Raw genomic sequence first — 23,102 nt, 5'->3', positions numbered from 1 at the left:
TGCGATGTTGCTCAAGGGCGAACGAACATTCGTGGTGCGGGATGCGGGAGGTTTCGTCGCGCATGTCAACATGCCGGGCTGGTTGAAGCCAAAGCCGACCGATCACGGCCATGGCCCCCTCGCCATGATCGTTGAATCCATCCTCGATCCCGGTCGCCTGATCGCCATGCACGAGCATAGAAACGACGAGATCATTTCCTGGGTGCCCGAAGGCGTCATGCGTCACGACGACAAGGCCGCTGGCCGGTTGGTGATCGACCGCGACCATCTGATGGTGATGAATGCCGGAAAAAGCTTATGGCATTCCGAAGAGACGCTGGCATCCGATCCGCCTCTGCGAATGCTGCAGATCCTCGTTCGCCCTTATGCGGTCGATCTGGAGCCGAAGATCCAGCACGGGCCGGTGCCAGCTGCCGCGGCAAACGTCTGGCGACACCTGATCGGGCAGGAAGGAGAGGGCGCGCCCTTCTATGTCCGCAGCGCAGTCGACTTCTTCGACATGCGGCTGGACGCAGGCGTACGGGTGGAATTCCCGCAGAAACAAGGCCGAGACCTCTATTTCTATGTCTTTAGCGGTTCCGTTGTCGTCGATAAGCAGACCTTCGCCGAAGGCGAGCAGGGGCTGCATTTATCTGATGACAAGCTCGAAGTAGAGGCGCAGAGTGCAAGCACGTTGGTCGCGTTTCTGCTCGACCCGAACGCATCTATCACCAGGCAGGGGACTGTCGGCGACCACAAGAAGATCCCGCCGGCAATCATTATTCGCGCGTTCCTGCGATGGAAGAAATTTCGCCATATGTGGCGTCGTCATCTTTAGCATCGCCGCTCGAAGACCGAAAAGGCGATATGAATGGAACAAGGATGCCCCTAACGGGTTTCGAACCTTAGCGTTCAATAGGAGGAGCATTTCATGCCTACGGTTGCCGCGACACCCATCACCCCACCAGACCAGCACGTTGTAACAGCGCGCGAAGCCATCGAGCCGCTTTACGAGAAGCTCGAGCTTCAAACGGAATCGCTGGTCCTGTCTGCGGCGCTGGAAGCGGGATGGTCTTCGGATGAGGCAACCGAGGCGCTGGCGGCGCTTAGACTGCAGGATGCACTTTCCACCCTTGGACGAACGGCCTGACGAATAAAACTCCGAGAATAATTGAGTCTCTTTGACAACTCCGACAGATCGGTCGCACGGGCAGATCTACCGTCGGCCACAAGCCAGTTGTGTTGCTACGGTGTTGACAATCCAATCAGCTTCAACACGCAGAGCGCGCGATTGGCAAGTTTCCGAACGTTTGGTAGCAGCGCAGGGCTACCGGATCACAGTAATATCCGCGCACCCAAATGGGCGTAGTCCATCAACTAGTGGTGCATGCCGCAGGCGCTGTCGTCGCTTAGTCCTCACACCGGAACTTAAAACTTTCCCCCAAGACATTGATCCGTTAGTTCAATCATTCCGTTCGGTGATGATTTCACATAACAAGACGAAGGAAATGCAGTTTTCCCAATCGCCACTTACCGAGGTGCTACTGTAACTGTCTCACCATGCCCCCGAACAATTTTGGCCTCACTTGTTTTGTAAGCGGTGACTTAACCGGCAATCTTATGATTCTGATTTGATGCCTGGGGTCTCTCGTTTTGCTGCAGCACGAATACGGCTTCTCCGAAGATCTCCCGTCGCCGCTTTGTCCTGGCGCTCAACGCGCGAGCTTGCTCCGACTTTGTTTGGTCGGTCGCAACCGATGTCTCGTTCTCTACCATGTCTAGGAGGAGGTTGCGCATCACCGCATTTTGCTCCCTCAAGTGCATCACCTCCAGGTTCAGAGGAGATGTGGAAAGCTTTCGTGCAATTGCTCGGTCAAGCATGGCCTGGGCTAGTCGCGCCTTGATAGCATAGGACCTTCCCACGAAAATCGCGCACGCAATGACGAACAGGGCAGGGATGAGGTACAGCACTTCAGGGCTCCGATTGCCAATCTCAGATCGTGATCTTTGGAGCGTATTTCAATATGCCCGCGACGGAAGGTACTGTTGCCTGGCGCTGCCGTTCACTATGCGGCGAGGCGCGCACGCAGAGCATGATCTTCGGGTAGCCGCGGGTCTCATCAAGAATACTTGTCCGGTGGAAAGTTCGCGACGATGACCGAAGAGAATGCGGGTGCGCTTGTGAACAACAAAACCTAGAAGTAATCCAATTATTACGTTCAAACTGCGTTCATCGGCACGGCGCTATAAATCATAACAAGATGAAATGGGTCAGAGACGCCTCGTAAACGGCTGCCAGCGCTTAACTATTTTATAGCCATGGAAGGCGTCCAACAAATTCACGGTGACACTATGGCCGCACCGGCAGGGAGTTGAACGTGAGACACACCCTTCTCAAGATTGCTGCAGCAAGTCTGCTTTTGCTGGCGCCCGCTTTAGCCCAAGCTGCCGAAGGCTATTCGACAGCGAACGTCAACATGCGTGCCGGTCCAAGTACCGGTTATCCCGCGGTTGCCGTTATTCCTGCTGGCGAATCCGTCGAAATTCACGGGTGCCTTGCGGACGTTCCATGGTGCGACGTTGAATTCTATGGTGGCCGTGGCTGGGTTGCTGGTCGCTATGTCCAGGTGCTCTATCAGAGCCGCCGCGTCTATGTCGGCCCGGAATATTATCGCCCACTAGGCATTCCCACGGTGGTCTTCAGCGTTGGCAACTATTGGGACCGCTATTACCGCAACCGCGATTTCTACCGTGACCGGGACCGCTGGCGCCGCGGCCCCGATTTCTACCGCCCGCCGTCGCCCCGCGACGTCGACCGTCGTCTGGATTTGGACAGGCGACCTGATTCTGATCGGCGGCTTGACACTGGCCGGCGCCCCGAATTCGATCGTAGGCCTGACTTTGATCGGGCGCCGGATGACAGTCGCCGCCCGAACGTCAATCGCGACCAGGAACGTCAACCCGCTTTTACGCGCGATCGCGACAATCGCAGGCGGGATGCCGTCGATGACCAGAACCGCCGCCCGCAATTCGAGCGCCGACCGGATTTCCGCCGCGACGGCAATGACGGTGGCAACCGTGTTCGACGTGACTTTCAGCGTCGGGGCAACGACGACGACAATAGCCGCGACATCCGGCGCGGAGGCGATCACCGCACGCCGGGTAATGATCGTAGGAGGCCGCGTGGCGCCTGCGATCCAAAGGATCCGAATTGCAACAACTGAATATAGGGGCGGCATTCTTGCCGTCCCTTTTCGGTTGAACACCTCGATCGATCGACTCTTCAATTGACGCAGATATTGGGCGATCTTCCACAAAATCCTCGACCATGCGGTATCTTGTCCGTCCGGGCCGTTTGAACTCGACGATCATCACTATGCGCAGCGGCGCCACTTCCCGTATGCTGCCGGCTCGCGTCGTCGGGTATTTCCGTGAATCGTTCCTAGAAAATCCGGTCTTCCGACCGCAGCCACGTCGTTGGCAAATGCGCGTTCAGTTCCATAAGATAGATTACGCCACTTTTACAATTATAAGTTGTGTAATTGTGGGAGCGCCCCTCGTAGTTGGTGCCGATCGGCGGCTGGGTTCAAATACCGTTTGATGATCGCAATTCGTAGAGCACGTGACGGCGCAACGGATGCCCTTCAGCCAAATTGGGATGATCGAACTCACCGATCCGGTTCATCCCCAGTCGTCTCATCAAACCCCAGGAATTGCTGTTTGCGGGCACCGTGAAGCTGACGATGCGGTCAAGCTTCAGATCGTTGAACGCAAAGTCGAGAGACCGTTCCGCGGCCTCGCGCGCATATCCGGCGCCGTGCCGCGAGGCTGAAAGCCGCCAACCGATTTCGACTGCCGGGGCAAATGGCAAAGCAGGTGAAACCTTGGCGAGGCCGCACATGCCGATCAACGCGCCGCTCGCCTTCTCCTCCAGCGCCCAGAACCCCCAGCCATGATCCTCGAAGTGAAGGTCGATGCGGTCGAGCATCGCATTCGACTGTTCGTCGCTCAGAGGATTGAGATATCGGACGACGTCGGGCTCGGCATTGATCGCAGCGAAGGGCTTGCGATCCTGCCGTTGCCAGGGTCTCAAAATCAGACGTTCAGTTTCGAGCTGCATCGTCCCTCACCATAGCTCCTACCAGAGCGTCATGTGACGGTTGACATCCTTGTAGAGCAGATAGCGGAACCGGCCGGGGCCGCCGGCGTAACATGCCTGCGGGCAGAAGGAGCGCAGCCACATGAAGTCGCCGGCCTCGACCTCGACCCAATCCTGGTTCAGCCGATAGACGGCTTTTCCTTCCAGCACATAGAGACCATGTTCCATGACATGGGTTTCCATGAAGGGGATCACGGCACCCGGCTCCAGAGTCACGATATTCACGTGCATGTCGTAGCGGACATCTGCCGGATCGATGAACCGGGTCGTCCCCCAGCGTCCATCGGTGTCGGGCATTGCCGAGATGGCGTGTTCGTCCTCATGCGTGACGATCGCCGGTGGCGGCTCCAGCCCCTCGACCTCCTGAAAGGCCTTTCGAATCCAGTGGAATTTTGCCGCAGTCGAGCCGCCGTTTTTCAGGCGCCAGACCGAACCCGCTGGAAGATAGGCGAACGAGCCGGCGCGGAGCGCATGGGTGACGCCGTCGAGTTCCACGGTCATCTCGCCTTCGACGACGAACAGAACCGCTTCGGCCCGCTTGTCGGGCTCCGGCCGGTCGCTTCCGCCGCCCGGCTGAACTTCCATCACATATTGCGAGAAGGTCTCGGAGAAGCCGGAGAGCGGCCGGGAGAGAACCCATGCCCGTGTCCCCGCCCAATGCGGAAGGACGCTGGTGACGATGTCGGTCATGACGCTGCGCGGGATGACCGCATAGGCTGTGGTGAAGACAGCCTTGCTGGAAAGCAGCTCGGTTTGCGGCGGCAATCCGCCGAGTTTGGAATAATAATCTCTGTTCATCGGTCCAGGCTTCGCGGCATGTGGCACTGCATCTGCTTTATGCGCCGCTCACCTTCCAGGCAACTCTTAATTCGACCGTGAAAATCGATGCGGAGCCGCCCGGCCGTGTTTCCGTCAGAACTCGACTTCCAGCTCGACGATCTCGTCCGGCTCGATCAACGCCCCTTCGGTCCATTCGCCCATCAGCGGCCAGGACAGCACCGTCTCGACATAGGCCGCAAGCCGCGGCTCCAGTTCCACCGCATAGGTGCGAAAGCGGGTGCAGACCGGCGCGTACATCGCATCGGCCACGGTCGGCGCGGTCCCGAACAGCCAGGGCCCGCTGCTTGCCTCGAGGCATTCGGACCAGATCGCCTTGACGCGCTCGACATCGGGCCGGGCGCCTGAAAATATCTTGAACCGCTCATGCCGCGCCTTGAGGTTCATCGGCAATGCCGAGCGCAGATTGTGGAAACCCGAATGCATCTCGCCCGAGACCGACCGGCAGCGGGCGCGCGCTGCGCGCTCGGTGGGCCAGAGCCCCGCAGTGGGCGTCACTTCGTGGAGATATTCGGCGATCGCCAGCGTGTCCCAGACCGTCACGTCGTCATGGGTCAGCCTCGGCACCAGAACTGACGGTGAAAGCAGAAGCAGTTCCTGGCGCGCTTCGTCATCCATCTCCACAAGGACTTCGGCGAAGTCCAGCCCGGCCATCCGGCACAGCAGCCAGCCGCGCAGAGACCATGAGGAGTAGTTCTTCGAGGAAATCGTCAGTGCCGCCTGCGACATCGCGCTCGTATCCTTGCCGGACAATGTTGCTTCTTCCTCGATAATCTTCTCGCATGGCAGGACATATTCCACTAGCATTTTTTGCACCGCCGCATCGATGCGGCAGTGCGGGAGATTTCGGCCATGCTCTACCAGGCCTATCAGTTCCAGGATGATCTCATCGCGCCGCTCCGCGATCTGGCGCGGCGCTTGCAAATCTTCTCCGCGACAGCGCTCTGGGGATCCGGCAGCGAAATGGGACGGCACTTCGCCGCCGCGCTGGAGATGATCTCACGCTTCGAGATCACCCACCAACGTCCGGATTTCGCCATAGACTCGGTCATGATCGGCAATCGCGTGGTGCCGGTCACCGTCGAGGCCGTACTCGACATGCCCTTCGGCACACTGCTGCGCTTTGCAACCGACACCGATGCAAAGCGGCCGCGGGTGCTGGTCGTCGCCCCGCTGTCCGGCCATTTCGCAACACTCCTGCGCGGCACGGTGCAGACCCTGCTGCGCGATCACGACGTCTATATCACCGACTGGGCGAACGCCCGCGACGTGCCGCTGTCGGCCGGACGCTTCGGCATGGACGACTATGTCGATTACATCATGCATTTCCTGGAGGAGATCGGCCCCGGTGCTCATATCCTTGCCGTCTGCCAGCCCTGCGTACAGGCGCTGGCCGCTGTTGCCGTGATGTCGGAAGAGCGGCATCCCGCCACCCCGCGGACCATGACGCTGATGGCCGGGCCGATCGACCCGCGCGAAAGCCCGACGAAGGTCAACGAGCTTGCCGTGTCGAAGTCGCTCGCCTGGTTCGAGAATTCGTTGATCGCAGCTGTTCCCTGGCGCTATCGGGGCGCCGGACGGCGCGTCTATCCCGGCTTTCTCCAGCTCGTCGCCTTCATGTCGATGAACATGGAGCGCCACCAGGACGCTCATCGCAAGCTCTTCGACCATCTGTCGAAGGGCGAGACCGCCGAGGCCGGCAAGATCAAGAATTTCTATGACGAATATTTCGCCGTGCTCGACCTCACCGAGGAATTCTACATCGAGACCATCGAACGCGTCTTCCAGAAAGCAGAACTCGCAACCGGCGACTTGACCCACCATGGCCGCAAGGTCGACCCGGGCCAGATCCGCAACACCGCGCTTTTGACCGTCGAGGGTGGGCGCGACGATATCTGCGCGCTCGGCCAGACCTCCGCCGCGCACGATCTCTGTCGGGCGCTGCGCCCGCATCTGAAGCGCCATCATCTTCAGGCCAATGTCGGGCATTACGGCGTCTTCAACGGCCGCCGCTGGGAGGGAGAAATCTACCCCGTCGTGCGCAACATGATCCTGGCGATGGAATAGTGCCGGCCAAATCCGAAATGCGATGGCAGGTCTACCGATCGGCCATCACCAGATGGCCCGGCCCGACTTCGCGATAGGAAGTGCTCGCGGGCTGATAGTCGACGGCACGCATAGGGCTCTTGATCTCGTCGTTTGCCACCATCCGCTTTTCGTGGCGACGGTCCGGATCGGGCACGGGCACTGCAGCAATGAGTTTCTTCGTATAAGGGTGCTGCGGATTTTCGAAGACGGCGGCCCGTGGGCCGATCTCGACGATCTCGCCGAGATACATCACCGCTACACGATGGCTCACGCGCTCGACGACCGCCATGTCGTGCGAGATGAACAGGAAAGCGAGGTTGAGGCTCTGCTGCAGGTCCAGCATCAGGTTGATGACTTGCGCCTTGATCGAGACGTCGAGCGCCGAGACGCTTTCGTCGGCGACGATGACCTTCGGCTGCAAGGCGAGCGCGCGGGCGATGCAGATGCGCTGGCGCTGGCCGCCGGAAAATTCATGCGGATAGCGCGCGGCCATATCCGCCGACAGGCCGACCTTTACCAGCAGGTCGGCGACGACGTCCTTTGCCTGTTTCGAATTGCCCATCCTGTGCTCGAGATAGGGTTCGGCAATCGCTGCGCCGACCGTCATGCGTGGATTGAGGCTGGCAAAGGGATCCTGGAAGATCATCTGTACGGATTTGCGCATCTCGCGCAGATCCTTCCTGTCGAGGCCGAGCACCTCCCTGCCCTCGACGAGAACGGAACCGGCCTGCGGCTCGATCAGGCGCATGATGGCGCGGCCGGTCGTCGACTTGCCGCAGCCGGATTCGCCGACGAGCGACAGCGTCTCGCCGGCGTGAAGATCGAAGGAGACGTTTTCGACGGCATGCACCCGGCTGGTCAGCCGGCCGAACAGACCGGAATGAATGTCGAAGCGCTTGGTGAGGTTCTTCACCTGCAGGACTGGCGTCGCCGCCACCGTATCGGCGACCTCGGCAGGAATGTCCGATTCCCCCGTTGCGGTATTGACCACGGGGAAGCGCAGCGGCCTTTGCCGGCCCTGCATCGAGCCGAGCACCGGCACAGCGGAAAGCAAGGCTCTGGTATAGGGGTGTTTGCCGCGGTGGAAAATATCGGCGGTGGCGCCGCTTTCCACCTGTTCGCCGCGATACATCACCACCGTCCGGTCGGCGATCTCGGCAACGACACCCATGTCATGAGTGATGAACAGAACCGAGGTCCCCTCCTCATCCTGCAGCATCTTGATGAGATCGAGGATCTGGCCCTGGATCGTCACGTCGAGCGCCGTTGTCGGCTCGTCGGCAATCAACAGTTTCGGCCGGCTGGCGAGTGCCATGGCGATCATCACCCGCTGGCGCATGCCGCCGGAGAAACGATGCGGATATTCGCCGAAGCGCGAGGCGGCCGAGGGAATGCGGACCTTTTCCAGCAGCCTTATCGTCTCGGCTTTGGCATCGGCCCTGCTCATATCGGAATGGCAGAGCAGCGCTTCGGAAATCTGGTCGCCGATGGTGAAGAGCGGATTGAGCGATGTCATCGGCTCCTGGAAGATCATCGCCACCTCGTTGCCGCGCACCTGCCGCATGGCATTTTCCGGCAATGCCAGGAGGTCGCGTCCACCGAGCATGACGCGGCCCTCGACGCGGCTGGTGTCCGCCTGCAGCAGCCGCATGATCGAGAGCGAGGTGACGCTCTTGCCCGAGCCGGATTCGCCGACGATCGCCACCGTCTCGGCTGGCGCCACCGTGAAGGAAACATCGCGCACGACCGGCTTCCAGACGCCGTCCACCAGGAAGGATGTCGTCAGCCTTTCGACGGAAAGAACGGCGCTGGTTGTCTCAATCGGTTGCGCTTGGGCACTGGCCATGGTGATTCCTCTTGCGGCAGATGAGCGGCGACGGATCAATCCGGCCAGCGCAGCGCACCGTCGAAGCGGTGCCTGCTGCGGTTCTCGATCGGCGTTGCGATGATCTCGTTGGAGGCGCGCGCCCTGTCGAGTTCCTGCGCCAGGCGCTCGGCGACAATCTTCTCCTCACCCGGATGCAGGTTGCACGGGTCGAGGTAGAAATAGCGGTGCTCCACCTCATGGTCGCGCACGATGATCGGCGGGCTACCCTTGGCAAGCGCATCGGCCAGATCCCAGGCGGTGATATGGGCTTGCTCGGGATCGACGATCAGGCGCAGCCGATCGAGCGGATTGTTGGTCGGGTCAGGCTCGATCAGTGCGGTGAGGCCAGGGCGACCGTCGAGTGTCCGCTTCCACAGGTTGAGATAGCTGGTCTCGCGTTCCCGGATGCCGGCATGGTCGCGGTTTTCCCAGGCTTCGAGTGCTGCCATGACGCCAAAGATGCTCTCCTTGCCGACCTTCATGCCGCGGCCGATGCCCATATTCTGCAGGAAGGCATGACGCACCAGCTCCTTCCTGCCGGCAACGATGCCCGAAGTCGGGCCGCCGAGGAATTTGTGGCCGGAGTAAAGGGCGATATCGGCCCCCTGCTCCAGGAAAATCCTGAGATCATATTCCGAAGCCGCATCGACGATGACGGGCACGCCCTTGGCATGGGCGATCTCGACGAATTCCTTGAGGTTCAATAGGCCGTAATCGACGACATGGTGGGAGACGACATAGACGGCGGCTGCGGTTTTGTCGGTGATGGCGTTTTCCATGTGGAAGCGATGCGTCGAGGTCGCCTGCCCCACAAGCACGACCTTGCCGCCGGCAAGCCGGATCGCCTGGTCGACCGGAGCGCCGTAACTGACGACATGGCCCATCTGCACCAGCACTTCGTTCTTCTCCGGCACGACATCCGGCAGCCTCTCGATCGCCAGCAGATTATTGCCGGTGATCGCGCCAGCAACAGCCAGCGAAATGCCGGCCGAGCAGGAGGCGGTGACGAAGCCCGCTTCGCCGCCGGTCAGCCGGGCGATGATGCCGCTTGCCTTGCGCTGCAGATCGTTGATCTCGACGAAGTGCGGCAGGATCGATGCCATCGCCTCGATCGCTTCGGGAACGACGATCGAGGCGCCGAGGCTGGTCATCGTGCCCGATACATTGATGACAGGGCGAAGGCCAAACGACGGGCGGATATCAGTGGACATGGAGATCTCCAGGATTCTGGGTCGAAAAACGAAACATGGGGCGGTCGATCAAGCGTGTCGAGCTCCCGTCAGCCGTGCAAGGCGACGATCGCCTCGATCTCGACGGTGATGTTACCGGGCAGCGAGCCGAAGCCGACCGCCGAGCGGGCATGTTCGCCAGCCGTCCCGAAGACTGCGATCAGCAGATCCGAGCAGCCGTTGATGACGCTCGGATGATCCTCGAACTCAGGCACGGCATTGACCATGCCGAGCAGTTTCACCACGCGCTTGACCCGGGTGAGATCACCGAGCGCATCCTGCATGACGGCAAGCAGGTTGATGCCGGTCAGCCGCGCATGGCCGTAGGCCTCCTCGACACTGATGCCGGCGCCGACCTTGCCGGCATGCATGAAACCGTCGGCCTCGCGCGGTCCCTGGCCGGAGAGGTAGAGCATATTGCCTTCGATTACATGCGTCACGAAATTGGCGATCGGCGGCGGCGGCGGCGGAAGCGCAATACCGAGGGCGGCAAGCCGTTCGTAAGGCGAGTTCTCGACCTTGCCGGCGGCGGTAGGAAACTGATTCACGCAAACTCCTGTCATGCAATTTTCGATTGGGCGAATTGGATTGGGCCGACGCTTGGTCGGCAGATTAAAGATCCTTGCGAAGTCTGGGATCGAGCATGTCCCTGAGGCCGTCGCCGACCATCTGCAGCGACAGCACGGAGAGGATGATGGCGACGCCTGGAAACAGCGTCATCCAGTCGGCCTGGCCGATATACTGGCGGCCGGCGGCGATCATCGTTCCCCAGGTCGGGATTTCGGGGCTGACGCCGAGGCCGAGGAAAGACAGGCCGGCTTCGGCAAGCATCGCGCTGGCGAAAAGGAAGGTCGCCTGCACCAGGATCGGCGACAGCAGATTGCGCAGCACATGCCGCGTCATGATATGGAAGGTCGAGATGCCGAGCGCCCTTGCCGCCTCGACATAGGGCAGCTCACGAATGACCAGCGTCGAAGCGCGGACGATGCGGGCAAGGCGCGGCGCATAGACGATCGACAGCGCGATGATGACCGTGGTCAGCGACGGGCCGAGGGCTGCGACGAGCGCGATCGCCAGCAGAATATCCGGAAACGCCATCATCGCATCGATCAATCGGGCGATCGGCGTATCGAGCTTCTGGAAGAAGCCGGCAAGCAGGCCAAGCGTCACACCGATCACGGCTGACAGAGTCACGACCGCAACACCGACCAGCAGCGACAGGCGGCCGGCGAAGATCGTGCGCGAAAAGACGTCGCGGCCGAACTCGTCGGTGCCGAAGAAGAACATGCCGCTCGGCGGCTTCAGCCGGTTGACGATGGAAAGCTTCGACGGCGAATAGGGTGCGACAACAGGCGCGAAGACTGCCAGAAGCACGAAGATCGTCAGGATCAGCAGGCCGAAGGCGACCGTCTTGCGCTTCAGCAAGCGCCTGGTGAATTTGCTGCCCTCGCCTTCGACTGACTTGATTGCGATATCGGCCATCAGTAGCGCACCCTCGGATCGATCAGCAGATAGAGCATGTCGATCGCAAAATTGATCAGCACGTAGAGGGCGGCGATGACGAGCAGCGCCCCCTGAATGACGGGATAGTCGCGGCGCAGCACCGCCGAGACGACGAGATTGCCGACACCCGGCAGGCCGAAGACGGTCTCGGTGACGACGGCGCCAGATATCAGCACCGCTGCCGTCAGGCCGATCACCGTCAGGATCGGGATCAGCGCATTCTTCAGCGCGTGTTTGAGAATGACCCGGCGCTCGATCAGCCCCTTGGCGCGGGCCGTGCGGATATAATCGTCGCCGAGCACATCAAGCATCGACGCGCGGGTGAAGCGCAGGATCAGCGCCGAGGAGACGATGCCGAGCGCAAAGGCGGGCAGCGTCAGGTGATACATGCGCTCGAAAAAGGTCGAGCCGGGGCCGCCATAACCTGAGACCGGGAAGAGGTTGAGCCTGACAGCGAAGAACTGCATCAGGATCAGGCCGAGCCAGAAGCTTGGAATGCTGGCGGCAAACATCGCCAGCGTCGTTGCCGCCTGGTCGACGAAGGAGCCGCGCCGATAGGCGGCATAAATGCCGATCGGCAAGGCGATGATGCTGGCGATAGCCAGCGAGAACAGCGTCAGGAAAAAGGTCGGCTCGGCACGGTCGAGCAAGGCCGAAGTGACAGGCATGTTGAGGAAGATCGACTGGCCGAGATCGCCCTTCAGCAGTTGGCCGATATAATAGACATATTGCAGGCCGAGCGACTGATCGAGGCCGAGCCGGGACCTGAGGTCGGCAATATCCTGCGGCGTCGCATCCGGCCCGAGCATGACGGCGGCCGGATCTCCCGGCGTCACGCGCACGATGACGAAGACGATCGTGACGACGAGAAACATCACGACGATCATGCCGAACAGGCGCTGGAGGATGTAGCGTATCATGAATGCCTGGTAACCTTTGCAGACGCTGCGAAAAAGAAGCCCGATACCGGCCACGGCGGGCCGGTATCGGTGACGATGCTTATTTCTTGATCGAAGCATTCCAGAAATACGGCCACGGAGCCGGATCGACGCCTTCGAGCTTGGTCGACTCGGCCGAAACGGCGTTGAAGTCGCCGATCTTCATGAAGGGGGCGTCGGCATAGATCGCCTTCTGGACATCGGCCCAGAGCGCCACGCGCTTCTTCGGATCGACTTCCGAGGTGAAGGCATCGACGGCGGCCTTGCGGGCCGGCGTATCCCACCAGCCCGGCGAGCTGGTCGAGAGCGAGCCGATCAGGGCAGGCTCCGGCAGGAAGGGACTATGGGTGATATAGATATCCCAGAGCTTCGGATCGGTGCGGCGCTGCGTCAGCGTCGCCCAGTCCACGACCTGCATATCGACGTTGAAGCCGGCAAGCTTCAGATATTCGGCGGCGACCTGCGCCATCTTGTAGTGAAACTCGTACTGGCGGCTGGTCAGAATGCGGATCGGTTCGCCGTTGTAACCGGCCTTCTTGGCGGCAGCCGCCGCCCCTTCCGGATCGGCGACGTTATAGGCGCCCTCAACGCCGGCATCCGTCGACCAGGCAAAGGTCTTCGGATAGATGGCGCCGTCGAGCGCGTAGAAATCCTTGCTGCCGAACGCCGCCGCCAGCATGTCCTCCATGCTGAGCGCCTGGCGAACCGCTTTGCGGACTTCGACATTCTTGTTGACGCCATCGGCGGTGTTGAAGACGAAGACGGGATAGCCGAAGGGCTTCAGGATGATCGGCTGCGAGGCGGTGGAGGCCTTCAGCTTATCGTAGGATTCGACCGGAATGGAGTCGACATAATCATACTGGCCGGAAATGGCGGCCTCGACGCGGGTGTTCGGGTCGGGCACCGGCACGAAGCGGATTTCATCGAGATATTGATGACGGGCGCCGCCATAACCGTTGCTGTCGCCCTCGCGTGACTTATAGCCGTCGAAGCGGACGAGCTGGATATACTGGTCGGCCTTGCGCTCCTTCAGCATGTAGGGACCGGTGCCGATGAATTCCTTCATCGGCTCGTCCTGCTTTTCGGACGGGATGATGATCGCGGCCGAATTGTTGAAGGCAAGCAACGAGGTCAGCGGCGCATAGGGCTGCTTCAGCGTGATCGTGACGGTTGCCGGATCGACGGCGGTGACCTTGTCGATGAAACCGGCCACCTGCTTGCCGCGCGAGGCGATCTTCATCCAGCGGCCAAGCGAGGCGACGACATCTTCCGAGGTCATGTCGGTATTGTTGTGGAACTTGATGCCGGTCCTGAGCTTGATCGTATAGGTTTTGCCGTCGGCGCTGATCTCAGGCAGGCTTTCGGCCAGAAGCGGCGTGACGTTCCAGCTCTTGTCGAAGGTATAGAGCGTTTCGAAAATATGCTGCGTGACGATGCCGACCAGATCGGCCGTCGATGACATCGGATCGAGCGTCGGTGGCTCGCCGATCGTCGCGACGTTGATGACGCCGCCCTTTTCCTGGGCAAGGAGCGTCGAAGGCAGGGCGACGAGCGCAGTGCCGAGAAGGAATGCGACCAATGTTTTCATGTGAGGGCTCCCATTTAGTTCCACAATTATGTAATTCATCTTTTTGTAACAGAATAGGAGATGGATCGATCCTGTCAAGCACGAGCGACGGATTATGCCTCACGAGTAGCGCGACGCCGGAGAAACACCATCTTCGGCTGCGGCTCGCCCTCTGCACGACAGCCGGGCATTATGCCAAGGTGAGGCGATCGCCCTGTGGCAAGGCTTTAACGGAACGGGAGAACAGGATGACCATCGATTTCAACGACGGCAAATGGTTGAACGAGCCGGCAGACTGGCTGGCGAACGAAGCCGGTCTCACCCTGACGACCGACGAGAAAACCGATTTCTGGCGGGAGACCCATTATGGCTTCACCCGCGACAGCGGCCATTTCCTCGCCTTTCTCACCGGCGACGGCTTCACGGCGCAGATCCGCGTCAAAGGCGAATTCCGCACGCTCTACGACCAGGCCGGACTGATGGTGCGCATCGACGAGACACGCTGGGTGAAAACAGGCGTCGAGTTCACCGACGGCGAAGCCTTCCTCAGCACCGTCGTCACCGACGGCCAGTCCGACTGGTCCGTGGCGCAACCCTTCAAGGAATTGGAGGATTTTCGCATCCGCGTCACCCTCGCAAACGGCGCGCTGCGCATCCAGGCTTCGCGCGATGGGAGTTTCTGGCCGCTGCTGCGGCTCGCCCCCTTCCCGGCAGCCACGCGCTACGAGGTCGGACCGACCGCCTGCACGCCGGAGCGTAGCGGACTGACGGTGCGCTTTTCCGAATTCTCGATCGGCCCGGCGATCACCAGGGATCTGCATGATTTGAGCTAGAAGAGCGTCCTTTTGCGGCTCTACGGAAAGAACAAGATCAAATGACTGCGAGTGCAGCGCAGCACACTTGACAAAGATAAGCTGCCTGTATTTTACTCAAGCCTGCGGATTAGGCAGAAGGCCTGCCGCGTTGACATGACTCCGATAGTCTCTGGGCAGTTTCGCCCCATGACGCCTCATCGCTCGATGGGACCAGCGTCGTGGGGTTTTTGATGTGGTCACTTCATGAATGACGCGCTGAAAATCGGCATCCTCTTTTCGACCACCGGACCCTACGGCTCGATGGGCCGCGACGCGCGCGACGGCGCCGATTTCGCGATGGCCGAATATGCCGGCGTCGAAGGGCTGGCGATCGAGCCGGTCTTCTTCGACCCGCATGCCGATCTTGCCGCCTATCTCGACGGCGCGCGTCATCTTCTGCGCGCCGGCTGCCGCCATATCGTCGGCACGATCACCTCTGCTGCACGCAAGGAAGTCATCCCGCTCGTCGAGAAACATGACGGCCTGCTCTGGTACATGTGCCCCTATGAAGGCTTCGAGGCCAACGAGAACGTCATCTATGTCGGCGGCTGCCCCAACCAGCATCTGTTGCCGCTTTTCGAGCACCTGATCCCGCGCTACGGCGCAAGGCCCTATCTCGTCGGCGCCAACTATGTCTGGGGCTGGGAGATGAACCGGCTCGCCCGCGAACTCATTACCAATGCCGGTGGCGAGGTGCTTGGCGAACGCTACCTTCCGCTCGAGGAAACCGCCGTCGAGCGCATCGTCGCCGAGATCGCGCAACGCCGCCCGAGCTTCATCCTCAACAACCTGATCGGCCCCTCGAGCTACGCCTTCCTGGAAGCGATCAAGGCCCTCGGTGACCGCGACCCGGCCTTCCGCGCGGAAAACTGCCCGGTGGTCAGCTGCGACCTGATGGAATGCGAGCTCGACGATATCGCCGCCGGTGCCGCCGCCGGCCAGCTTTGCGCCGCTTCCTATTTCGACAGTATCGCGACCCCCGAAAATGCCGCCTTCAAGGCCCGCGTCACCGAGCGTCACGGCGCCGAGCGGCGTGTCTCCAGCGTTTTCGCCAGCGCCTATACGGCCGTCCGGCTCTGCGTCGATGCAATCGTCGCTGCCGGCGGTGACGATCCCGACGCGGTCCGGCGCGAGCTCTACAATCGATCCTGGCCGACCCCGTTCGGCACGCTTTCGATCGACCGCGAGACCAATCATGCCGCCCTGCCCTTCCATCTCGGCCGGATCAACGCTGACAACGGCTTCGATGTCGTCGCCTCGCGGCCGCCACTCGCCGCCGACCCCTATCTGACCGGCCGCAACCGACAGGCCTTGCCGCGGCTGAGGGTGGTGTCATGAGAGAGACACCCAATTTTACCGGCTGGCAGGCGACGGTCCTGCATCGCGAGGACGGCAACACCGACAAGCTGATCCGCCAGCTTCGCCTGCTCGGCATCCATGCAACGCTGCAATGGGCGCCGCTTTCGGCCGCGGCACTGCCCGATCTCGTCATCGTCGATGCCGACCAGGGCTGGGACGATCTGCTGCCCTGGAACGGCGAAACGCCTGTTTGCCCCGTCGTCGCCTTGCTTGGTTCGGAAGCGCCCGGCCGCATCGCCTGGGCGCTCGGACAGGGTGCCGGCGCGATCATCGCCAAGCCGATCGCCACATCGGCCGTCTATCCGGCGCTTGTCATGGCCGTCTCCATTCATCAGGAACGCAAGGCGACTGCGGAAAAGCTGCAATATCTCGAAGAGCGCGTCCGGCTGCGGCCGCTCGTGCACGCCGCCGTCGAAAAGCTTCAGGCCGCACACGGCATCGACGAGGAGAGCGCTTACGCAATCCTGCGCAATTGCGCGATGCGCCGCCGCCTGCCGATGGAGCAGATATCAGCCTTCATCCTGGCGGGTGCCGAACCTCTGCCGGAGGCGGGCTGATGCATGTGCTGAAACAGATGATCCGCCAGCCAACGGCCCTCTTCGGCCTGATCGTCGTCACACTCGTCATCGGGCTTGCCATTGCAGCGCCGTGGATCGCGCCGTTCAGCCCCGACGAGCAGATGTTTGACGGCCTCTCGCTCGAAGGCGCGCCGCTGCCGCCGGGCGGTCCCTATCTGCTGGGCACCGACACGCTCGGCCGCGACCTCTTCTCCCGCCTGCTCTTCGGTGCCCGCACCTCGCTGATCATCGGCCTTGTCGCCAATGGCATCGCGGTGGCGATCGGCCTCTTCGTCGGCATCGTTGCCGGCTATCTCCGCGGACTGCCGGGCAACATCCTGATGCGCTTCACCGATCTGATGATGGCCTTTCCGGCGCTGCTGCTCGCCATCGTGCTCGCGGCATTGCTGAAGCCTAGCCTCTGGATCGTCGCCATGGTGATCGCGCTCGTCAACTGGGTGCAGGTCGCCCGCATCGTCTATACCGAGACTCGCGGCCTGGTGGAGCGTGATTTCATCATGGCCGAGCGCTCGCTCGGCGCCGGCCACATGCGCGTGCTCTTCATGCATATCCTGCCGCATCTCGTGCCGACGGCAATCGTCTGGGGAACGCTCGGCATCGCCACCACCGTGCTGCTCGAAGCCACACTCTCCTTCCTCGGCGTCGGCGTCCAGCCGCCACAGCCCTCCTGGGGCAACATCATCTTCGAGAGCCAAAGCTATTTCCAGGCCGCCCCCTGGCTGGTCTTCATCCCGGGCGCGATCATCCTTCTGACGGCGCTGTCCTTCAATCTGGTGGGCGACGCGCTGCGCGACATTCTCGACCCGACCCAGCGCGGGAGGGGCTGATGGCGTCACTCATGCTGCGCCGGCTGGCGCAGGCGGCTCTCATCCTGCTGGGCGTCGCGGCAATCACCTTCGTGCTGCTCTATGCCCTTCCGGCCGATCCGGCCCGCATGATCGCCGGCCGCAGCGCCACTGCCCAGACGGTCGCCAACATCCGCCATGAGCTCGGCCTCGACCAGCCGCTGCTGGTCCAGTTCAGCACCTATCTCGGTAATCTGCTACATGGCAATCTCGGCCGCTCCTATGCGCAGAAAACCGATGTCTGGACGCTGATCGCCGGGCGACTGCCGGCGACGCTGACACTGATGCTTGCCGGCATCTTCGTCGAGGTGGTGCTCGGCCTGACGCTCGGCACCATCGCTGCCGTGCGCCGCGGCGGCTTCGTCGACCGGCTGGTGATGATGGCCTCCTTTGTCGGCACCTCGGCGCCGCAGTTCCTTGTTGCCCTGTTGCTGCTCTACCTGCTGGCGGCAACGCTCGGCTGGTTTCCGATGAGCGGCTATGGCAGCTTCTCGCATCTCGTCCTACCGGCCGTAACACTCGGCATCTGCGGCGCCGGCTGGTACGCCCGGATGGTGCGCTCGTCGATGATCGACGTGCTGAACCAGGATTATGTCCGCACGGCGCGCGCCAAGGGTCTTTCCTCGAAACGCGTCATCCTGCGGCATGCGCTGCCCAATGCCGTGCTGCCGATCATCGCGATGATCGGCATCGATATCGGCCAGTTCATGGGCGGCGTGGTCGTGGTCGAAGCGGTCTACGGCTGGCCCGGCATCGGCCAGCTCGCCTGGCAGGCGATCCAGCAGGTCGACATTCCGATCATCATGGGTGTCACGCTGACGTCGGCGCTTGCCATCATCATCGGCAACCTGCTTGCCGACCTCGTCGCGCCGGTCATCGATCCGCGCATCCGCACACGCTGACAGCAACCAAAGAAGGGGAACCAAGATGTTCAAACGCTGGCTGCAACAGACGACCATGGCAACGATGGTGGCGCTCGCCCCATTGTCCGTCATGGCTGAGGAAACGCCCAAGCAGGGCGGCGACATCGTCGTCACCTACAAGGACGACATCACCACGCTCGACCCGGCGATCGGCTACGACTGGGTGAACTGGTCGATGATCAAGAGCCTCTATTCCCGGCTGATGGATTACGCACCCGGCACGCCGAACCCGGTTCCCTCGCTTGCCGAAAGCTTCACCGTTTCGCCCGACGGCTTGACCTATACCTTCAAGCTGCACAAGGGCGTGAAGTTCTCGAACGGCCGCGAGGTCGTCGCCTCCGACGTGAAATATTCGATCGAACGCGCCGTCGACCCGAAGACGCAAGGCCCCGGCGCCGGTTTCTTCGGCGCCATCAAGGGCTTCGAGGATGAAACCGGCGGCAAGACGACGACGCTCTCCGGCATCGAGACGCCGGATGACAGCACCGTCATCTTCAATCTCTCGCGTCCCGACGCCACCTTCCTGCACGTGCTTGCCATCAACTTCGCTTCGGTCGTGCCGAAGGAAGCCGTCGAGGCGGCCGCCGGCGACTTCGGCAAGAAGCCGGTCGGCTCCGGCACCTTCATCCTCAAGGATTGGACGATCGGCCAGCAGCTCGTTTTCGAGCGCAACAAGGATTATTTCGTCAAGGGCGTTCCCTATATCGACAGCTTCAAGGTCGAGGTCGGCCAGGAACCGCTGGTGGCGCTCTTGCGCCTGCAGAAGGGCGAGGTCGATATTGCCGGCGACGGCATTCCGCCGGCAAAGTTCCTCGAAATCAAGAATTCGGCCGACGGCGCGCAGATGATCGTCGACGGCGAACAACTGCACACCGGCTACATCACGCTGAACACCAAGGTGAAGCCCTTCGACAACGTCAAGGTTCGCCAGGCCCTGAACATGGCGATCAACAAGGAGCGCATCACCCGCATCCTCAACGGCCGCGCAACGCCTGCCAACCAGCCGCTGCCGCCGCTGATGCCGGGCTACGACAAGTCCTTCACCGGCTATGCCTACGACGTGGCGAAAGCCAAGGCGCTACTTGCCGAAGCCGGATATCCCGACGGCTTCGAGACCGTGCTCTACTCCACCAATACCGATCCGCAGCCGCGTATCGCCCAGGCGATCCAGCAGGATCTGGCCGCCGTCGGCGTCAAGGCCGAAGTCCGGGCGCTGGCCCAGGCAAACGTCATCTCGGCCGGCGGCACGGAAGGCGAAGCGCCGATGATCTGGTCGGGCGGCATGGCCTGGATCGCCGACTTCCCGGATCCGTCCAACTTCTACGGCCCGATCCTCGGTTGCGCCGGCGCGGTTCCGGGCGGCTGGAACTGGTCGTGGTACTGCAACGCCGATCTCGACAAGCGCGCAGTTGCCGCCGACTCCATGTCCGATCCGGCAAAGGCAACCGAACGCACCGCCGCCTGGGGCAAGATCTTCACCGACATCATGGCAGATGCGCCATGGATCCCTGTGATCAACGAACGCCGCGTCGTCGCCAAGTCGCTGCGCATGGGCGGTACTGACAACATCTACATCGATCCGACCCGCGTCATCAATTACGACGCGATCTACGTGAAGCAATAAGCCCTGAAGAACAATGCCTTCCCGGTCCCGGCCGGGAAGGCGTCATAAAATCGAGGGAGACATGACATGTGCATCGCCTGCACCCACACCATTCACCGCGCCCAGCATAATTTCGGCTGGAACAAGGATTTCGCCCCCGCCGTCGTCGCCAAGCCCGGCGAGACGATCCACTTCGAATGCATGGATTCATCGGGTGGCCAGCTCGGAGACGATGCGACGCTGGAAACGTTGAACGCGCTCGATTTCGGCAAGATCAACCCGGTCTCCGGCCCGGTCTATGTCGAAGGCGCCAAGCCCGGCGATGCGCTGAAGGTGACGCTGCGCAAGTTCATTCCGTCGGGCGTTGGCTGGACGGCCAATATTCCAGGCTTCGGCCTGCTTGCCGACCAGTTCACGGACCCGGCGCTGCATGTCTGGTCCTATGACGCCAACAGCATGGTGCCCGCCCTTTACGGCCCGGGCGGCCGCGTGCCGCTGAAGCCCTTTGCCGGCACGATCGGCGTCGCACCCGCCGAGCCCGGCACCCACTCCGTCGTTCCCCCACGTCGCGTCGGCGGCAACATGGACATCCGCGACCTGACGGCAGGGGTGACGCTCTACCTGCCCGTCGAGGTCGACGGCGCGCTATTTTCGATCGGTGATACCCATGCCGCCCAGGGCGATGGCGAAGTCTGCGGCACGGCGATCGAGAGCCAGATGAACGTCGAGGCGACGATCGAGCTCGTCAAGGACGCAAAGCTGCAGACGCCGCGCTTCACCACCACCGAACCGGTGACCCGCCATCTGGACGGCGCCGGCTACGAGGTGACGACAGGCATCGGCCCTGATCTGATGACCGGCGCGCGCGAAAGCGTCATGCGCATGATCGACCTGCTCGGCGCCGAACATGGCATGAGCGCCGTCGACGCCTATCTGCTCTGCTCGGTCTGCGGCGATCTCCGCATCAGCGAGATCGTCGACCAGCCGAATTGGGTAGTCTCCTTCTACTTCCCGAGGATCGTGTTCGCGTGAACGAAGCGATTTCAGCCGCAGCACCGGTGCTCAGCCTTCGCAATCTGAGCGTCGATGCCCGCACGCCCGAAGGCCGCAAGCCGGTACTCCAGGACGTCAGCTTCGAGCTTGCAAGCGGCGAAACGCTCTGCATCGCCGGCGAGTCCGGCTCCGGCAAGTCCGTCACCTCGCTGTCGATCATGGGGCTGCTGCCGAAAGCCTCGCTGAAGGTCGCCTCCGGCAGTGTACTGCTCGGCGAGCGCGACCTGCTCAGGCTTTCCGACCGGGCGATGCGCAGCGTGCGCGGCGGTGAAATTGCCATGGTGTTCCAGGAGCCGATGACCTCGCTGAACCCGGTCATGTCGGTCGGCAACCAGTTGACGGAGGCAATCCGCGCGCACCAGGGCAGCGACAATGCCGAGGCGGTAGCGCTGAAGATGCTCGATGCCGTGCAGATCACCGAGCCGGCCCGGCGGCTGAAGCAATATCCGCACGAGCTTTCCGGCGGCATGCGCCAGCGGGTGATGATCGCCATGGCGCTCTCCTGCCGGCCGAAGGTGCTGATTGCCGACGAGCCGACGACGGCACTCGACGTCACCGTACAGGCGCAGATCCTCAGGCTGATGCGCGAGTTGAAGCGCGAATTCGGCGCCTCGATCATCCTGATCACTCACGATATGGGCGTTGTCGCCGAAATGGCCGACCGCGTCGTCATCATGCAGAACGGCAGGATCGTCGAGCAGGGAACGGCGCTCGCCGTCTTCCAGCGGCCGAAGGAAGCCTATACTCAGCAATTGCTTGCCGCCGTCCCACGGCTCGGGGCGCTCGCAGGCACGGATCGGCCACCACGCATTACGCAGCGCGCCGTTGAAACGCTGCACCCGGACCGAACGCCGATCCTCAACGTCCGCGATCTGACCGTTACCTACGGCAATGCCGCAAGCCGGATTTTCCGGGGCAAGCCGCCGGTCGCAGCCGTCGATGGCGTCTCCTTCGATATCCTGCCGGGTGAAACGCTCGGTCTCGTCGGCGAAAGCGGCTCCGGCAAATCGACGACCGGCAAGGCCGTGCTCGGTCTCATCCCCTTCCAGGGCAACGTCCTGATCGACGGCCGCAACATTGCCGGCCTCAGCCAGCGCGAGATGCGGCCGGTGCGCCGCTCTGCGCAGATGATCTTCCAGGATCCCTATGCCTCGCTCGACCCGCGCATGGCCGTCGGCAAGGCGATCGGCGAACCGATGCTCATCCACGGCATCGGCAACCACAGCGAACGGCAGGACCGCGTCGCCGACCTGCTGCGCCGGGTCGGCCTGACGCCTGATGCGGCGACGCGCTATCCGCACGAATTTTCAGGCGGCCAGCGCCAGCGCATCTGCATCGCCCGGGCGCTGGCACTGGAGCCGAAGCTGATCGTCGCCGACGAAAGCGTCGCAGCGCTTGACGTCTCCGTCCGCGCCCGGGTGCTCGACCTGCTGCTCGAACTGCAGGAAACGATGGGGCTCGCCTATCTCTTCATCTCCCACGACATGGCGGTGGTCGAGCGCATGTCGCACAACGTCGCCGTCATGCGCGCCGGCCGCATCATCGAAACCGGCACGCGGCGAGAGATATTCGAGAATCCGGGGGATGATTACACCCGCGCGCTGATCGCCGCGGTTCCGATCCCCGATCCGGAGGTCTATCGCGGCAGGGAAGCGCATGCGTGAGTGAGGGCTTGAGACATGACTAGAATGTCGACGAGGAGCGCTTTGCTGTCGAAGCT

At 62.0% G+C, this 23,102-nt stretch carries 22 protein-coding genes; 12 read left to right on the top strand and 10 right to left on the bottom strand.

Translation table 11 applies throughout. The features are described 5' to 3' along the window. Window positions 1-4 precede the first annotated feature (4 nt). Window positions 5-817 (top strand): pirin family protein, encoded by an 813-nt coding sequence (locus CUJ84_RS31545; RefSeq protein ID WP_105009667.1) that lies wholly within the window; start codon window positions 5-7, stop codon window positions 815-817. A 93-nt stretch (window positions 818-910) separates the two neighbouring features. Continuing rightward, window positions 911-1,129, top strand: coding sequence for a hypothetical protein (locus CUJ84_RS31540; RefSeq protein ID WP_003547964.1), 219 nt, complete (start codon window positions 911-913; stop codon window positions 1,127-1,129). A 455-nt stretch (window positions 1,130-1,584) separates the two neighbouring features. On the opposite strand, the gene CUJ84_RS31535 is transcribed toward CUJ84_RS31540, so the two are convergent. Then, complete coding sequence (locus CUJ84_RS31535) at window positions 1,585-1,950, bottom strand: hypothetical protein (RefSeq protein WP_024320055.1); 366 nt, start codon at window positions 1,948-1,950, stop codon at window positions 1,585-1,587. Window positions 1,951-2,357: 407 nt separating this feature from the next. On the opposite strand from CUJ84_RS31535, the gene CUJ84_RS31530 reads away from it, so the two are divergent. Next, on the top strand, window positions 2,358-3,203 hold the full coding sequence (locus CUJ84_RS31530; protein WP_105009518.1) for an SH3 domain-containing protein: 846 nt from the start codon (window positions 2,358-2,360) through the stop codon (window positions 3,201-3,203). Window positions 3,204-3,565: 362 nt separating this feature from the next. Here the strand turns inward: CUJ84_RS31530 and CUJ84_RS31525 are convergent, their stop codons facing one another. The 3 genes from CUJ84_RS31525 to CUJ84_RS31515 all read right to left on the bottom strand — a co-directional run bounded on the left by CUJ84_RS31525 (window position 3,566) and on the right by CUJ84_RS31515 (window position 5,704). Continuing rightward, window positions 3,566-4,099 carry a GNAT family N-acetyltransferase gene (locus CUJ84_RS31525; protein WP_105009517.1) on the bottom strand — a complete coding sequence of 178 codons (534 nt, stop codon included), beginning with the start codon at window positions 4,097-4,099 and terminating at the stop codon, window positions 3,566-3,568. Between the two features lie 18 nt (window positions 4,100-4,117). Further along, window positions 4,118-4,936 carry a bifunctional allantoicase/(S)-ureidoglycine aminohydrolase gene (locus CUJ84_RS31520; RefSeq protein ID WP_105009516.1) on the bottom strand — a complete coding sequence of 273 codons (819 nt, stop codon included), beginning with the start codon at window positions 4,934-4,936 and terminating at the stop codon, window positions 4,118-4,120. 114 nt (window positions 4,937-5,050) lie between these two features. After that, window positions 5,051-5,704: a glutathione S-transferase gene (locus tag CUJ84_RS31515; protein ID WP_105009665.1), complete on the bottom strand. Its 654-nt coding sequence runs from the start codon at window positions 5,702-5,704 to the stop codon at window positions 5,051-5,053. 123 nt (window positions 5,705-5,827) lie between these two features. Between CUJ84_RS31515 and CUJ84_RS31510 the strand changes: the two genes are divergently transcribed. Then, window positions 5,828-7,042, top strand: coding sequence for a polyhydroxyalkanoate depolymerase (locus tag CUJ84_RS31510; protein WP_105009666.1), 1,215 nt, complete (start codon window positions 5,828-5,830; stop codon window positions 7,040-7,042). A gap of 31 nt (window positions 7,043-7,073) precedes the next feature. On the opposite strand, the gene CUJ84_RS31505 is transcribed toward CUJ84_RS31510, so the two are convergent. The 6 genes from CUJ84_RS31505 to CUJ84_RS31480 form a co-directional block, all read right to left on the bottom strand. Next, complete coding sequence (locus CUJ84_RS31505; protein ID WP_105009515.1) at window positions 7,074-8,909, bottom strand: ABC transporter ATP-binding protein; 1,836 nt, start codon at window positions 8,907-8,909, stop codon at window positions 7,074-7,076. Window positions 8,910-8,944: 35 nt separating this feature from the next. Then, window positions 8,945-10,141, bottom strand: a complete 1,197-nt coding sequence (locus CUJ84_RS31500) for an aminotransferase class V-fold PLP-dependent enzyme (RefSeq protein ID WP_105009514.1) — start codon at window positions 10,139-10,141, stop codon at window positions 8,945-8,947. A gap of 68 nt (window positions 10,142-10,209) precedes the next feature. Then, a complete protein-coding gene (locus tag CUJ84_RS31495) occupies window positions 10,210-10,722 on the bottom strand; it encodes a RidA family protein (RefSeq protein WP_105009513.1) in 513 nt (170 codons plus the stop codon). 49 nt (window positions 10,723-10,771) lie between these two features. Then, on the bottom strand, window positions 10,772-11,641 hold the full coding sequence (locus CUJ84_RS31490; protein ID WP_105009512.1) for an ABC transporter permease: 870 nt from the start codon (window positions 11,639-11,641) through the stop codon (window positions 10,772-10,774). Then, on the bottom strand, window positions 11,641-12,582 hold the full coding sequence (locus CUJ84_RS31485; RefSeq protein ID WP_018246589.1) for an ABC transporter permease: 942 nt from the start codon (window positions 12,580-12,582) through the stop codon (window positions 11,641-11,643). The genes CUJ84_RS31490 and CUJ84_RS31485 overlap by 1 nt, the downstream gene beginning before the upstream one ends. A 79-nt stretch (window positions 12,583-12,661) precedes the next feature. Continuing rightward, window positions 12,662-14,188 (bottom strand): ABC transporter substrate-binding protein, encoded by a 1,527-nt coding sequence (locus tag CUJ84_RS31480; protein WP_105009511.1) that lies wholly within the window; start codon window positions 14,186-14,188, stop codon window positions 12,662-12,664. 227 nt (window positions 14,189-14,415) lie between these two features. Here CUJ84_RS31480 and CUJ84_RS31475 point away from each other — a divergent pair, with 227 nt between their 5' ends. From CUJ84_RS31475 to CUJ84_RS31440, 8 genes are all read left to right on the top strand, one after another. Further along, window positions 14,416-15,000 carry a DUF1349 domain-containing protein gene (locus CUJ84_RS31475; RefSeq protein ID WP_105009510.1) on the top strand — a complete coding sequence of 195 codons (585 nt, stop codon included), beginning with the start codon at window positions 14,416-14,418 and terminating at the stop codon, window positions 14,998-15,000. A gap of 225 nt (window positions 15,001-15,225) precedes the next feature. Further along, window positions 15,226-16,359 (top strand): transporter substrate-binding protein, encoded by a 1,134-nt coding sequence (locus tag CUJ84_RS31470; protein WP_105009509.1) that lies wholly within the window; start codon window positions 15,226-15,228, stop codon window positions 16,357-16,359. Beyond that, complete coding sequence (locus CUJ84_RS31465; RefSeq protein WP_105009508.1) at window positions 16,356-16,937, top strand: ANTAR domain-containing response regulator; 582 nt, start codon at window positions 16,356-16,358, stop codon at window positions 16,935-16,937. The genes CUJ84_RS31470 and CUJ84_RS31465 overlap by 4 nt, the downstream gene beginning before the upstream one ends. Further along, window positions 16,937-17,785, top strand: coding sequence for an ABC transporter permease (locus tag CUJ84_RS31460; protein ID WP_017996436.1), 849 nt, complete (start codon window positions 16,937-16,939; stop codon window positions 17,783-17,785). Before CUJ84_RS31465 ends, CUJ84_RS31460 begins: the two co-directional genes overlap by 1 nt. After that, a complete protein-coding gene (locus CUJ84_RS31455; RefSeq protein WP_105009507.1) occupies window positions 17,785-18,705 on the top strand; it encodes an ABC transporter permease in 921 nt (306 codons plus the stop codon). Before CUJ84_RS31460 ends, CUJ84_RS31455 begins: the two co-directional genes overlap by 1 nt. A gap of 25 nt (window positions 18,706-18,730) precedes the next feature. Then, window positions 18,731-20,350: an ABC transporter substrate-binding protein gene (locus CUJ84_RS31450; RefSeq protein ID WP_105009506.1), complete on the top strand. Its 1,620-nt coding sequence runs from the start codon at window positions 18,731-18,733 to the stop codon at window positions 20,348-20,350. Between the two features lie 66 nt (window positions 20,351-20,416). Next, window positions 20,417-21,361, top strand: a complete 945-nt coding sequence (locus CUJ84_RS31445) for an acetamidase/formamidase family protein (RefSeq protein ID WP_105009505.1) — start codon at window positions 20,417-20,419, stop codon at window positions 21,359-21,361. Next, on the top strand, window positions 21,358-23,046 hold the full coding sequence (locus tag CUJ84_RS31440; RefSeq protein ID WP_105009504.1) for an ABC transporter ATP-binding protein: 1,689 nt from the start codon (window positions 21,358-21,360) through the stop codon (window positions 23,044-23,046). The genes CUJ84_RS31445 and CUJ84_RS31440 overlap by 4 nt, the downstream gene beginning before the upstream one ends. Window positions 23,047-23,102: the final 56 nt, after the last annotated feature.

The organism is Rhizobium leguminosarum, assembly GCF_002953715.1.
GTDB lineage: Bacteria > Pseudomonadota > Alphaproteobacteria > Rhizobiales > Rhizobiaceae > Rhizobium > Rhizobium leguminosarum_V.
Note: the sequence above shows the minus strand (reverse complement) of the source record. Positions and strands in the feature narration are given on the sequence as shown.

Coding starts and splice junctions, on each gene's coding strand:
- CUJ84_RS31545 (WP_105009667.1), top strand. CDS start 5: ATGTTGCTCAAGGGCGAACGAACATTCGTGGTGCGGGATGCGGGAGGT.
- CUJ84_RS31540 (WP_003547964.1), top strand. CDS start 911: ATGCCTACGGTTGCCGCGACACCCATCACCCCACCAGACCAGCACGTT.
- CUJ84_RS31525 (WP_105009517.1), bottom strand. CDS start 4,099: ATGCAGCTCGAAACTGAACGTCTGATTTTGAGACCCTGGCAACGGCAG.
- CUJ84_RS31520 (WP_105009516.1), bottom strand. CDS start 4,936: ATGAACAGAGATTATTATTCCAAACTCGGCGGATTGCCGCCGCAAACC.
- CUJ84_RS31515 (WP_105009665.1), bottom strand. CDS start 5,704: ATGTCGCAGGCGGCACTGACGATTTCCTCGAAGAACTACTCCTCATGG.
- CUJ84_RS31510 (WP_105009666.1), top strand. CDS start 5,828: ATGCTCTACCAGGCCTATCAGTTCCAGGATGATCTCATCGCGCCGCTC.
- CUJ84_RS31505 (WP_105009515.1), bottom strand. CDS start 8,909: ATGGCCAGTGCCCAAGCGCAACCGATTGAGACAACCAGCGCCGTTCTT.
- CUJ84_RS31500 (WP_105009514.1), bottom strand. CDS start 10,141: ATGTCCACTGATATCCGCCCGTCGTTTGGCCTTCGCCCTGTCATCAAT.
- CUJ84_RS31495 (WP_105009513.1), bottom strand. CDS start 10,722: ATGACAGGAGTTTGCGTGAATCAGTTTCCTACCGCCGCCGGCAAGGTC.
- CUJ84_RS31490 (WP_105009512.1), bottom strand. CDS start 11,641: ATGGCCGATATCGCAATCAAGTCAGTCGAAGGCGAGGGCAGCAAATTC.
- CUJ84_RS31485 (WP_018246589.1), bottom strand. CDS start 12,582: ATGATACGCTACATCCTCCAGCGCCTGTTCGGCATGATCGTCGTGATG.
- CUJ84_RS31480 (WP_105009511.1), bottom strand. CDS start 14,188: ATGAAAACATTGGTCGCATTCCTTCTCGGCACTGCGCTCGTCGCCCTG.
- CUJ84_RS31475 (WP_105009510.1), top strand. CDS start 14,416: ATGACCATCGATTTCAACGACGGCAAATGGTTGAACGAGCCGGCAGAC.
- CUJ84_RS31470 (WP_105009509.1), top strand. CDS start 15,226: ATGAATGACGCGCTGAAAATCGGCATCCTCTTTTCGACCACCGGACCC.
- CUJ84_RS31465 (WP_105009508.1), top strand. CDS start 16,356: ATGAGAGAGACACCCAATTTTACCGGCTGGCAGGCGACGGTCCTGCAT.
- CUJ84_RS31460 (WP_017996436.1), top strand. CDS start 16,937: ATGCATGTGCTGAAACAGATGATCCGCCAGCCAACGGCCCTCTTCGGC.
- CUJ84_RS31455 (WP_105009507.1), top strand. CDS start 17,785: ATGGCGTCACTCATGCTGCGCCGGCTGGCGCAGGCGGCTCTCATCCTG.
- CUJ84_RS31450 (WP_105009506.1), top strand. CDS start 18,731: ATGTTCAAACGCTGGCTGCAACAGACGACCATGGCAACGATGGTGGCG.
- CUJ84_RS31445 (WP_105009505.1), top strand. CDS start 20,417: ATGTGCATCGCCTGCACCCACACCATTCACCGCGCCCAGCATAATTTC.